The organism is Klebsiella sp. HMSC25G12 (genome assembly GCF_001807705.1).
In the GTDB taxonomy this organism is placed as follows: Bacteria; Pseudomonadota; Gammaproteobacteria; order Enterobacterales; family Enterobacteriaceae; genus Klebsiella; species Klebsiella variicola.
In genome coordinates this window covers 143,127-155,347 of sequence record NZ_KV789895.1, presented here as the reverse complement: position 1 = coordinate 155,347, position 12,221 = coordinate 143,127, and the positions used below count along the sequence as shown (strand labels likewise).

Genomic DNA, 12,221 nt, shown 5'->3' with positions numbered 1-12,221 from the left:
CATCATGTCATCATTGCAAATTTCGCAAGGCACGTTTCGCCTGAGCGATACAAAAACCTTAAAAATAGACCAGCTGAACCTGAGAGCGGGTCAAAGCTGGGCGTTTGTCGGTAGCAACGGCAGCGGCAAATCCGCCCTCGCGCGGGCTCTGGCTGGCGACCTGACCCTGCTCAGCGGCCAGCACGAAAGCCACTTCTCCCGCGTAACCCGCCTCTCCTTCGAGCAGTTGCAGAAGCTGGTCAGCGACGAGTGGCAGCGCAATAACACCGACCTGCTCAGCCCCGGCGAAGAAGACACCGGCCGCACCACCGCAGAGATTATCCAGGATGAGGTAAAAGATCCTGCCCGCTGCGCGCGCCTGGCCGAACAGTTTGGCATCAGCGCCCTGCTGGACCGCCGGTTTAAGTACCTGTCGACCGGGGAAACGCGTAAGACCCTGCTGTGTCAGGCCCTGATGACCGATCCGCAACTGCTGATCCTCGACGAACCTTTCGACGGCCTCGACGTCAACTCCCGCCAGCAGCTGGCTGCCCTGCTGGCCGACCTGCACCGCGCCGGCATCACCCTGGTGCTGGTCCTCAACCGCTTCGATGAGATCCCGGAGTTTGTACAATTCGCCGGCGTGCTGGCTGACTGCACCCTCAGCGAGACCGGCGAGAAGTCTTCCCTGCTGCAGCAGGCGCTGGTCGCCCAGCTGGCGCACAGTGAAAAACTGGACGGCATCACCCTGCCGGAGCCGGATGTTCCACCAGCCCGTCATGCGCTGGCAGACTCGGCGCCGCGTATCGTGCTCAATGACGGTGTGGTCTCCTACAACGATCGCCCGGTCATCAATCACCTCTCATGGACCGTGAACCCGGGCGAACACTGGCAGATCGTCGGCCCCAACGGCGCCGGTAAATCCACGCTGCTGAGCCTTATCACCGGCGATCATCCGCAGGGTTACAGCAACGATCTGACGCTCTTTGGCCGCCGTCGCGGCAGCGGTGAGACCATCTGGGATATTAAAAAGCATATCGGCTACGTCAGCAGCAGCCTGCATCTGGACTACCGGGTCAGCACCAACGTCCGCAACGTCATCCTGTCGGGCTATTTTGACTCTATCGGCATTTATCAGGCGGTCTCGGACAAGCAACACAAGCTGGTGCAACAGTGGCTGGATATTCTCGGCATTGATAAACGCACTGCCGACGCGCCGTTTCATAGCCTGTCGTGGGGCCAGCAGCGGCTGGCGCTTATCGTTCGCGCGCTGGTGAAGCATCCGACCCTGCTGATCCTCGATGAACCGCTGCAGGGGCTGGATCCCCTCAATCGCCAGCTGGTGCGTCGCTTTGTCGACGTGTTGATTGGCGAAGGGGCCACACAGCTGCTGTTTGTCTCGCACCATGCGGAGGATGCCCCGGACTGTATTACCCATCGCCTGGCGTTCGTTCCCAGTGGAGACGGTTACACTTATCAGCTCGGTCCTATGGCCTGATGCCCCCTGCCGGGGGTCGAAAGATCCCTGGTATTTTTCAGAAAAATAGCGGCAAAACCACCTAACCATCTGTATTAAAGATAAAAAATTTTAATTTATGTCGTTTCACCATCAAGTGTAAACGATTCCACTAACTTGCCCTGTGTCACACTTTTCACTTCTTTGATATGCTATCTTCCTCATACACGATAAGCCGAATGGAGCGAATCATGAAAGTTCTGGTTACAGGTGGTAGCGGTTACATTGGAAGTCATACCTGCGTTCAACTGCTGCAGCAGGGACATGAGGTGGTGATCCTCGACAATCTCTGCAACAGCAAGCGCAGCGTACTGCCGGTGATTGAGCGTCTCGGCGGCAAAGAAGCCACCTTTATTGAAGGCGATATTCGTAACGAAGCGCTGATGACGGAGATCCTCCACGATCACGCCATTGAGGCGGTGATCCACTTCGCCGGGCTGAAAGCCGTCGGGGAGTCCGTCGCCAAGCCGCTGGAATATTACGATAATAACGTCACCGGCACACTGAAATTAGTTTCTGCCATGCGCGCCGCGGGCGTGAAGAACTTCATCTTTAGCTCCTCAGCTACCGTCTACGGCGACCAGCCGAAAATCCCATATGTAGAAAGCTTCCCGACCGGCACCCCGCAAAGCCCTTACGGCAAAAGCAAGCTGATGGTGGAGCAGATCCTGACCGACCTGCAGAAAGCCCAGCCAGAGTGGAGCATTGCCCTGCTGCGTTACTTCAACCCGGTTGGCGCCCATCCGTCGGGCGACATGGGGGAAGACCCGCAGGGGATCCCTAACAACCTGATGCCGTACATTGCCCAGGTCGCCGTTGGCCGTCGCGACTCGCTGGCCGTCTTTGGTAACGACTACCCGACTGAAGATGGCACCGGCGTACGCGATTATATCCACGTGATGGACCTCGCCGATGGCCACGTCGCGGCCATGGAAAAACTGGCTGACAAAGCCGGGGTCCATATCTACAACCTTGGCGCCGGCGTCGGCAGCAGCGTGCTCGACGTGGTCAATGCTTTCAGCAAGGCCTGCGGCAAACCGATTAACTACCATTTCGCGCCGCGCCGCGATGGCGACCTCCCGGCCTACTGGGCGGATGCCGCCAAGGCCGACCGCGAGCTGAACTGGCGCGTGACGCGCAACCTGGACGAAATGGCGCAGGACACCTGGCACTGGCAGTCCCGCCATCCGCAGGGTTATCCAGACTAAGGAACCTTCATGAGCGTATTTAACCCCGTTGACCATCCACATCGTCGTTATAACCCGTTAACCGGGCAGTGGATTCTGGTTTCTCCGCATCGCGCCAAGCGCCCCTGGCAGGGGGCGCAGGAAACGCCGGCAAAACAGACCTTGCCAGCCCACGATCCGGACTGTTTCCTGTGCCCAGGTAATACCCGGGTCACCGGCGACACCAACCCGAATTACACCGGTACCTACGTGTTTACCAACGACTTTGCGGCCCTGATGACCGACACTCCGGACGCACCGGAGAGTGACGATCCGCTGATGCGCTGTCAGAGCGCGCGCGGCACCAGTCGGGTGATCTGCTTCTCGCCAGACCACAGCAAAACGCTGCCGGAACTGAGCCCTGAAGCGCTGGAAGGCGTGGTTAAAGCGTGGCAGGAACAGACCGCGGACCTCGGGAAACGCTACCCGTGGGTCCAGGTCTTTGAAAACAAAGGGGCAGCGATGGGCTGCTCCAACCCTCACCCGCATGGTCAGGTGTGGGCCAATAGCTTCCTGCCCAATGAAGCGGAACGGGAAGACCGTCTGCAGAAAGAGTATTACGCCGGACAAGGTCAGCCGATGCTGCTGGACTATGTTCAGCGCGAACTGGCCGACGGCAGCCGCACGGTGGTGGACACCGAGCACTGGCTGGCGGTCGTGCCCTACTGGGCCGCCTGGCCATTCGAAACGCTGCTGTTGCCGAAAGCGCACGTGCAGCGTATTACCGATCTCACCGACGCCCAGCGCAGCGATCTGGCGCTGGCGTTGAAAAAGCTGACCAGCCGTTACGACAACCTGTTCCAGTGCTCATTCCCCTACTCCATGGGCTGGCACGGCGCGCCGTTTAACGACGAAGACCATCACCACTGGCAGCTTCATGCCCACTTTTATCCGCCGCTGCTGCGCTCCGCGACGGTCCGCAAGTTTATGGTTGGCTATGAAATGCTGGCCGAAACCCAGCGCGATCTGACCGCCGAGCAAGCTGCCGAACGACTGCGTGCCGTCAGCGACGTCCATTTTCGTGAATCCGGAGTGTAATGATGAGTCTGAAAGAGAAAACCCAAACCCTGTTTGCTGACGCCTTCGGTTATCCGGCCAGCCATGTCATTCAGGCGCCAGGCCGCGTCAACCTGATCGGCGAGCATACCGATTACAACGACGGTTTTGTGCTGCCCTGCGCCATCGACTACCAGACGGTGATCAGCTGTGCGCCGCGCGACGATCGTACGGTGCGGGTGATTGCCGCCGATTACGACAATCAGACCGATGAGTTCTCTCTCGACGCGCCGATTATCAGCCACGATACCCAGCAGTGGTCGAACTATGTCCGCGGCGTGGTAAAGCATCTGCAGCAGCGGAACAACCACTTTGGCGGCGCGGATCTGGTGATCAGCGGCAATGTACCGCAGGGTGCGGGGTTAAGCTCCTCAGCCTCGCTGGAAGTCGCCGTCGGCACCGTGTTCCAGCAGCTCTATCATCTGCCGCTGGATGGCGCGCAAATCGCCCTCAACGGCCAGGAGGCGGAAAACCAGTTTGTCGGCTGCAACTGCGGCATCATGGATCAGCTGATTTCGGCGCTGGGCAAAAAAGACCACGCGCTGCTGATCGACTGCCGTTCGCTGGGCACCAAAGCCGTCTCGATGCCGAAAGGCGTGGCAGTGGTGATCATCAACAGCAACTTTAAGCGCACCCTCGTCGGCAGCGAGTACAACACCCGTCGTGAACAGTGCGAAACCGGCGCGCGCTTCTTCCAGCAGCCCGCCCTGCGCGATGTTACCCTCGAGCAATTTAACGCCGTCGCCCATGAGCTGGATCCGGTCGTCGCGAAGCGCGTACGCCATGTGCTGACGGAGAATGCCCGCACCGTGGAAGCCGCCAGCGCCCTCGAAAAAGGCGACCTGAAGCGGATGGGTGAGCTGATGGCCGAATCCCATGCCTCGATGCGCGATGATTTCGAGATCACCGTCCCGCAGATCGACACTCTGGTGGAGATCGTTAAGGCCACGATCGGTGATAAAGGCGGCGTACGCATGACCGGCGGCGGCTTTGGCGGCTGCGTGGTAGCGCTGGTCCCGGAAGATCTGGTCGATACCGTTCAGCAGGCCGTTGCTAAAACGTATGAAGCGAAAACCGGTATTAAAGAGACATTCTATGTCTGCAAACCGTCACAGGGGGCAGGCCAATGGTAACGCAAACCACCGCGCTGGCGCCGGACGGCCAGCCCTGGCAGCAGGTGACCCTGCGCAATAAGGCGGGGATGACCGTTACCGTGGCGGATTGGGGCGCGACGCTGCTCAGCGCCGAGGTGCCGCTGGCCGATGGCAGCGTACGCCGTCCGCTGCTGGGCTGCGCGAAACTCGAAGATTACACCCGTCAGGCCGCGTTTCTTGGCGCCTCGGTAGGCCGCTACGCCAACCGTATCGGCAATAGCCGCTTCCCGCTTGACGGCCAGCTCGTCAACGTCACGCCATCAAACGACGCGGGCCATCAGCTCCACGGCGGCCCGGAAGGGTTTGATAAGCGCCGCTGGCGCATTGTCCGCGCCGACGAGCAGGAAGTGCTGTTCGCTCTGACCTCGCCCGATGGCGATCAAGGCTTCCCCGGCACTCTGCAGGCCACCGCGCACTATCGTCTGACCGACGATAACCGCATCGCGATTACCTATCGCGCCACCGTGGACCAACCCTGCCCGGTGAACATGACCAATCACGTCTATTTCAACCTCGACGGTGACCAGCGCGACGTGCGCCAGCACCAGTTGCAGATCCTCGCCCAGAGGTATCTGCCGGTGGAAAGCGACGGTATCCCGGGTGGTGAACTCAAAGATGTTGCTAACACCAGCTTTGATTTCCGCCAGCCGAAAACCATCGCCGCCGACTTCCTCGCCGACGCCGATCAGCAAAAGGTGAAGGGATACGATCATGCCTTCCTGCTGGATGCCAAAGGCGACGCCAGCCAGCCTGCGGCGCAGGTCTGGTCGCAGGACGGCAAGCTGCAGATGACGGTCTATACCTCCGCTCCGGCGCTGCAGTTTTACTCCGGCAACTATCTCGGCGGCACCCCGTCGCATACGACGGAGCCCTACGCCGACTGGCAGGGGCTGGCGCTGGAGAGCGAATTCCTGCCGGATTCGCCGAATCATCCGGAATGGCCGCAGCCGGACTGTGTGTTACGTCCGGGCCAGGAGTACGTCAGCCTGACGGAATATCAGTTTATCGCCTGTTAATCGCCAGCGCCCTCCGCCGGGGGCGCTGTTTTTCGTCCCCGCCCTCCTCTCTGCCGCCTCTTTTTTCAGCAACCTGCTCTATTTTCCGTCACCAAAGGACAAAAAAATAACCTGTGTTTTACAAGCACCTTACACTGAGCCACTATTTTCGCTATGGTTAGGGATAAGCATTGCCGTGAGCCAAATCACGGCAATATAATGAGAATAGTTATCAATCAATAACACATACACCAACATATTCAGCGCACCGTTCGCGGCGCGAGGGATGGCGTGTAGAGAGGAGTAAGAGAATGGCTGTAACTAAGCTGGTACTGGTTCGTCATGGCGAAAGCCAGTGGAACAACGAAAACCGCTTCACCGGTTGGTACGACGTTGATCTGTCCGAGAAAGGCGTTAGCGAAGCGAAAGCGGCAGGTAAACTGCTGAAGGCTGAAGGCTTCAGCTTTGATTTTGCTTATACCTCCGTGCTGAAACGTGCCATCCACACCCTGTGGAACGTGCTGGACGAACTGGATCAGGCCTGGCTGCCGGTTGAGAAATCCTGGAAGCTGAACGAGCGTCATTACGGCGCGCTGCAGGGCCTGAACAAAGCGGAAACCGCTGAGAAATACGGTGACGAGCAGGTTAAACAGTGGCGTCGCGGCTTCGCTGTCACTCCGCCGGAGCTGACCAAAGACGACGAGCGCTACCCGGGCCACGATCCGCGCTATGCAAAACTGACCGACGCCGAACTGCCGACCACTGAAAGCCTGGCGCTGACCATCGACCGCGTCGTGCCTTACTGGAACGAAACCATTCTGCCGCGCCTGAAAAGCGGTGAGCGCGTGATCATCGCCGCTCACGGTAACTCCCTGCGCGCGCTGGTGAAATACCTCGACAACATGGGCGAAGACGAGATCCTAGAACTGAACATCCCGACCGGCGTACCGCTGGTGTATGAGTTCGATGAAAACTTCAAGCCGATCAAACATTACTATCTGGGCAATGCGGAAGAGATCGCGGCGAAAGCGGCTGCCGTCGCCAACCAGGGTAAAGCGAAGTAATTCCTCCCGGTAAAAACAAAAAAGCGTGGAAATCTCCACGCTTTTTTTATTGCCTTCGCCAGCGCAGATTCGCTTAGCCGCGGCGGGTTTTCACCGCTTCCGCCAGCTGACGCAGGATCGTTTCGGTATCCTCCCAGCCGATGCAGGCGTCGGTGACGCTCTTGCCGTAGGTCAGCGGTTCACCGCTCTCGAGGCTCTGGTTGCCTTCCACCAGATGGCTTTCAATCATCACGCCCATGATCGCCCGCTCACCGCCGGCAATCTGCTGGCATACGTCCGCGCCCACTTCCATCTGCTTCTTGAACTGCTTGCTGGAGTTGGCATGGCTGAAGTCGATCATCACCTGAGCCGGCAGGCCCGCTTTCGCCAGGCCGATCTTCACATCCGCCACGTGCTTCGCGCTGTAGTTCGGCTCTTTGCCGCCGCGCAGAATAATATGGCAGTCGCCGTTACCGCTGGTATTCACGATAGCGGAGTGGCCCCACTTAGTGACCGACAGGAAACAGTGCGGTGCGCCAGCGGCGTTAATCGCGTCGATAGCCACCTTGATGGTGCCATCGGTACCATTCTTAAAGCCCACCGGGCAGGAGAGTCCGGAGGCAAGTTCACGGTGCACCTGGGATTCGGTGGTACGCGCCCCAATGGCGCCCCAGCTCATCAGATCGGCGACATACTGCGGGGTGATCATATCGAGGAATTCCCCCGCCGCCGGCAGGCCGCTGTCGTTAATGTCCAGCAGCAGTTTGCGCGCGATGCGCAACCCGTCGTTGATGCGGAAGCTGTTATCCATATGGGGATCGTTGATAAGCCCTTTCCAGCCGACGGTGGTGCGCGGTTTTTCAAAATAGACCCGCATGACGATCTCGAGCTCGCCCTTCAATGTCTCGCGCAGGGGCAGCAGACGGGAAGCGTACTCTTTCGCCGCTGCCGGATCGTGAATCGAACAGGGCCCAATCACTACCAGCAGACGGTCATCGTCGCCCTTGAGGATCTGATGGATCGCTTTGCGAGCATGCGCAACGGTGTTTGCAGCATTTTCGGTAGCAGGGAATTTTTCCAGGAGCGCAACGGGAGGTAATAATTCGTTGATCTCTTTAATGCGTAAATCGTCGTTCTGATAATTCATCTTCTTTCCAGCGTTGCCATACTTATTCAATGAAATGCAATCCCTCCAATCTATCTCTTCGCCGAAAAAGTGTAAACGTGATTTTACAGTAGTGATGGAATAATCCTGGAAATAGGCAAAAATACGCCATAAAGTAGCGAAACCAGGCTCATGCACTACAATAATTAACTGTTAAAGCTAATTAAGTCTTACGTTTCAGGATTATATAGTGACACTGCGATCGTCTGCGGAGTCTTTAACCATAGCGAGTCAGATCCCTGGCACACTCACCGCGGGAAGCGCATTTCCCCTTCCCGGCTTAACAGGAGTATCCGATGAATATGAAAAAACTGACGACCCTTTTGCTCACCGCCACCTTAGGTCTTGCCAGCGGCGCGGCCCTGGCGGCAGACACCGGCGCCCAGTCCAATAATGGCCAGGCCAACTCTTCCGCGGATGCCGGTCAGGTGGCGCCGGATGCCCGTGAGAACGTGGCGCCAAACAATGTGGACAATAACCAGATTAATTCTGGCTCTGGCGGCACCATGCTCCATCCTGATGGCTCGACGATGAGCCAGGACAATATGTCGAGCGATGAAGTGCATAAAAACTCGATGTGTAAAGACGGCCGCTGTCCGGACACCGGTAAGAAACTGGACAATGGCGGCAGCATGAACCACGACAACAGCAAAACCGACGGTACCACCCAGTAAGTGATACGCTGGGAACAAACGAAGAAAAGGCGAGCCTGGCTCGCCTTTTCTTCGTTTGTTATCGCTCTCTGTTTATGATGTCATAGCGTAATAATGATAACTATCAAGGGACGACACGATGGCCCACCCGCATTCGCACTCCCCTGCCCAGGCTCCGGACAGCAGTAACGCTCGCCGGCTGCGATGGGCGTTTATCGTCACCGCCGGTTTTATGTTGATTGAAGCCGTCGGCGGCGCAATCTCCGGCTCACTAGCCCTGCTGGCAGATGCCGGCCATATGCTCACCGACTCTGCCGCCCTGCTGTTTGCGCTGCTGGCGGTTCGCTTCGCCAGTCGCCCACCGAATACCCGCCATACCTTTGGCTGGTTGCGTTTGACCACCCTCGCGGCGTTTCTCAATGCCATTGCCCTGGTGGTGATTACCATTTTGATTGTCTGGGAGGCCATTCAGCGCTTCCAGCATCCGCAGCCGGTGGCCGGCGTGACGATGATGGTGATTGCGGTCGCCGGCCTGCTGGCCAACGTGCTGGCCTTCTGGATCCTGCATCGGGGGAGTGAAGAGCAGAATCTCAACGTGCGCGCTGCGGCGCTACACGTGCTGGGCGACCTGCTGGGCTCGGTCGGCGCGATCGTGGCGGCCGTGGTGATCCTCACCACCGGCTGGACGCCTGTCGATCCGATCCTTTCCGTACTGGTTTCCTGCCTGGTATTACGTAGCGCCTGGCGATTACTGAAGGAGAGTCTGAATGAACTGCTGGAAGGCGCGCCGCGTTCGCTGGATGTGGCGGCCCTGCAGCGGGATATCCGTCGCTCTATCCCGGAGGTACGCGATGTTCACCACGTCCACGTCTGGCTGGTGGGGGAAAAACCGGTGATGACGCTCCATGTTCAGGTGGTCCCGCCGTACGATCATGATGCGTTACTCAACCGTATCCTGCATTTCCTGGAACATAAATATGAAATTGAGCATGCCACGGTGCAGATGGAGTACCAGCCCTGCAGCGGCCCGGAGTGCCATCTCAACACGATGCACGCCGGGCACGATCATCACCACCACCATTAGCCAGAAAACGCGTGAGAACCTCGCTCACGCGCGCTGTTTATCCACATCCGGCTGCCGTTCAGCGCAATGAACGTCAGCAAGAGGTATTCCAGCGACATGGCATAGACGCCCTGGCGGGCAAAAATCACCACGCTTATCACGTTGACAATCACCCACAGCAGCCAGTTCTCGACATACTTGCGGGTCATTAAGATCATCGCCACCACCGACAGCACCGTCATGCAGGAGTCCCAGAACGGGAAGGCATCCGGCTGCAGAACCGGCATGGAGACCTGCAGACCCAGCGCTTGCATCAGGCTGACCGCGATCCGCGTCAGGAAAGCAAAAAACGGGTTGATAAACAGGGTCAGCAAGCCGATCGCCACCACGCAGGCCGCCAGCCAGCCCAGGGCTTTACTACGGGGTAGCCAGCGGATCTGCAGCTCAGCCTCATGGTTGCTGCTTTGTCGCGACCAGGCATACCAGCCGTAAACGTTAGCGGCAAAGAAGAACAGCTGCAGCAGCAGGCTGGCATACAGCTGGATCTGAAAGAAGATGATGGCGAACAGCGTGACGTTGACCAGCCCGAAAGCATAGTTACTGATCTTCTCCAGGCTCGCCAGCCAGATGCACAGCAGCCCGGCGATGGTCCCCACGGCCTCTATCCAGGAGAGATCGTACCCCCCGGCGCCGATGGGTATATGTACTAAAATATTCTGCGTGCTAAAAAAATCCATTTCATCCCCTCAGCGTCTTGCGACGCGACAATACGTTATCCCCGTAGTGTAGCCGCAAAATCCAGCATCCGGTTAAGCGGAATCAATGCCCCGGTGCGCAGCGCTTCGTCGACGTGGATTTCGTGTTCAGCACCGCCCTGTTCGAGTCCCTCGGCAATGGCTTTCAGGCCGTTCATCGCCATCCACGGGCAGTGCGCGCAGCTGCGGCAGGTCGCCCCTTCGCCGGCAGTGGGCGCTTCCAGCAGCGTTTTCTCCGGTACCGCCTGCTGCATTTTATAGAAGATACCGCGATCGGTGGCCACGATCAGCTGGCGCTGGGGCAAGCTTTTCGCCGCCGCAATCAGCTGGCTGGTGGAGCCCACGGCATCCGCCATCTCGACGATCGCCTGCGGCGATTCAGGATGGACCAGTACAGCAGCTTCAGGATAGAGGGCCTTCATACGCGTCAGTGCCTGGGTTTTAAACTCATCGTGCACGATGCATGCCCCCTGCCAGCACAGCACGTCTGCGCCGGTCTGACGCTGGACATAGCGGCCAAGGTGGCGGTCCGGTGCCCAGAGGATCTTTTGACCCAGGCTGTCCAGATGATCAATGAGTTCCACGGCGATACTGGAGGTAACCACCCAGTCAGCGCGGGCCTTCACCGCGGCGGACGTATTGGCATAAACCACCACGGTGCGATCGGGATGGGCATCGCAGAAGGCGTTGAATTCCTCAATCGGACAGCCCAGATCCAGCGAACACTCCGCGTTCAGGGTCGGCATCAGAATGGTCTTTTCCGGGCTGAGGATTTTGGCGGTTTCCCCCATAAAACGCACCCCGGCGACCAGCAGCGTGGAGGCCGAATGACGGGCGCCAAAACGCGCCATCTCCAGCGAGTCGGCGATACAGCCGCCGGTTTCTTCCGCCAGTTGTTGAATTTCAGGATCGGTGTAGTAATGCGCCACCATCACGGCGTCGCGCTCGCGCAACAGGCGCTTGATTTTTTCGCGATAAAACTGCTTTTCGTCGACGGTCAGCGGTTGTGGTTTCGCTGGAAAAGGATAAATCGCCGTTTCAGGATCAAACATTACGCTCATCATGCAATCTCGTTTTACTGGCTTAACTCTAAGACCGTCACTATGGCCTGTCTGCGCCTTAACACGGTCATGGTGTTTTATATGCTAAACAAGATAGCGGATTACGAGCAAAAAGTCGTGATGAATTTTGTACATCAGCCCGTATGCCGCGGACGATGCTACACATCTGCCCAAACGACCGGTTCGTACCCTGTGTAGCCACGGTAAGCGCAGCGTGACCGTGGAGTCATGCTGAAGTCGAATTTTGGAGTATGGCGGATAGCAAAAAGGCGCCTTTAGGGCGCCTTTTTACATTGGTGGGTCGTGCAGGATTCGAACCTGCGACCAATTGATTAAAAGTCAACTGCTCTACCAACTGAGCTAACGACCCGCTCTGGTACTACCTGAATAATTTCACTCGACACCAATATTGAAATTGGTGGGTCGTGCAGGATTCGAACCTGCGACCAATTGATTAAAAGTCAACTGCTCTACCAACTGAGCTAACGACCCCTTGCGGGATTTTGCTACTGTAATCATTCAGGATGGTGGGTCGTGCAGGATTCGAACCTGCGA

General features: G+C 58.0%; 11 protein-coding genes, 2 tRNA genes and 1 pseudogene. 9 read left to right on the top strand and 5 right to left on the bottom strand.

Going from position 1 to position 12,221, the window contains the following annotated elements; translation table 11 throughout:
* Positions 1-4 precede the first annotated feature (4 nt).
* The 6 genes from modF to gpmA all read left to right on the top strand — a co-directional run bounded on the left by modF (position 5) and on the right by gpmA (position 6,990).
* Positions 5-1,477 carry a molybdate ABC transporter ATP-binding protein ModF gene (modF, locus tag HMPREF3096_RS15505; protein WP_032729706.1) on the top strand — a complete coding sequence of 491 codons (1,473 nt, stop codon included), beginning with the start codon at positions 5-7 and terminating at the stop codon, positions 1,475-1,477.
* 209 nt (positions 1,478-1,686) lie between these two features.
* On the top strand, positions 1,687-2,703 hold the full coding sequence (gene galE, locus HMPREF3096_RS15500) for a UDP-glucose 4-epimerase GalE (protein ID WP_012542419.1): 1,017 nt from the start codon (positions 1,687-1,689) through the stop codon (positions 2,701-2,703).
* A 9-nt stretch (positions 2,704-2,712) separates the two neighbouring features.
* Positions 2,713-3,759 carry a galactose-1-phosphate uridylyltransferase gene (gene galT / locus HMPREF3096_RS15495; protein WP_032729705.1) on the top strand — a complete coding sequence of 349 codons (1,047 nt, stop codon included), beginning with the start codon at positions 2,713-2,715 and terminating at the stop codon, positions 3,757-3,759.
* A gap of 2 nt (positions 3,760-3,761) precedes the next feature.
* The gene (gene galK, locus HMPREF3096_RS15490; RefSeq protein ID WP_012968679.1) at positions 3,762-4,910 is read left to right on the top strand and encodes a galactokinase; all 1,149 of its coding nucleotides are present in this window, start codon (positions 3,762-3,764) and stop codon (positions 4,908-4,910) included.
* Complete coding sequence (gene galM, locus HMPREF3096_RS15485) at positions 4,904-5,947, top strand: galactose-1-epimerase (RefSeq protein ID WP_032729703.1); 1,044 nt, start codon at positions 4,904-4,906, stop codon at positions 5,945-5,947. Before galK ends, galM begins: the two co-directional genes overlap by 7 nt.
* Positions 5,948-6,237: 290 nt before the next feature.
* Positions 6,238-6,990 (top strand): 2,3-diphosphoglycerate-dependent phosphoglycerate mutase, encoded by a 753-nt coding sequence (gpmA, locus tag HMPREF3096_RS15480; protein ID WP_002895089.1) that lies wholly within the window; start codon positions 6,238-6,240, stop codon positions 6,988-6,990.
* 73 nt (positions 6,991-7,063) lie between these two features.
* On the opposite strand, the gene aroG is transcribed toward gpmA, so the two are convergent.
* Complete coding sequence (aroG, locus tag HMPREF3096_RS15475; protein WP_032729700.1) at positions 7,064-8,116, bottom strand: 3-deoxy-7-phosphoheptulonate synthase AroG; 1,053 nt, start codon at positions 8,114-8,116, stop codon at positions 7,064-7,066.
* 314 nt (positions 8,117-8,430) lie between these two features.
* On the opposite strand from aroG, the gene HMPREF3096_RS15470 reads away from it, so the two are divergent.
* Positions 8,431-8,808, top strand: a complete 378-nt coding sequence (locus HMPREF3096_RS15470) for a YbgS-like family protein (RefSeq protein WP_012542423.1) — start codon at positions 8,431-8,433, stop codon at positions 8,806-8,808.
* Between the two features lie 118 nt (positions 8,809-8,926).
* On the top strand, positions 8,927-9,871 hold the full coding sequence (gene zitB / locus HMPREF3096_RS15465) for a CDF family zinc transporter ZitB (RefSeq protein ID WP_032729693.1): 945 nt from the start codon (positions 8,927-8,929) through the stop codon (positions 9,869-9,871).
* Here the strand turns inward: zitB and pnuC are convergent.
* Together pnuC and nadA are read right to left on the bottom strand one after the other, a co-directional pair.
* Positions 9,868-10,587 (bottom strand): nicotinamide riboside transporter PnuC, encoded by a 720-nt coding sequence (pnuC, locus tag HMPREF3096_RS15460; RefSeq protein WP_008805696.1) that lies wholly within the window; start codon positions 10,585-10,587, stop codon positions 9,868-9,870. The genes zitB and pnuC overlap by 4 nt on opposite strands.
* A 35-nt stretch (positions 10,588-10,622) precedes the next feature.
* Positions 10,623-11,666, bottom strand: a complete 1,044-nt coding sequence (gene nadA / locus HMPREF3096_RS15455) for a quinolinate synthase NadA (RefSeq protein ID WP_012968682.1) — start codon at positions 11,664-11,666, stop codon at positions 10,623-10,625.
* Positions 11,667-11,735: 69 nt separating this feature from the next.
* Here nadA and HMPREF3096_RS30925 point away from each other — a divergent pair.
* Positions 11,736-11,884, top strand: a pseudogene (locus HMPREF3096_RS30925) (hypothetical protein).
* 76 nt (positions 11,885-11,960) lie between these two features.
* Here HMPREF3096_RS30925 and HMPREF3096_RS15450 read toward each other — a convergent pair.
* Positions 11,961-12,036: transfer RNA gene (locus tag HMPREF3096_RS15450), tRNA-Lys, on the bottom strand.
* Between the two features lie 46 nt (positions 12,037-12,082).
* Positions 12,083-12,158 (bottom strand) — tRNA-Lys (locus HMPREF3096_RS15445).
* Positions 12,159-12,221 lie beyond the last annotated feature (63 nt).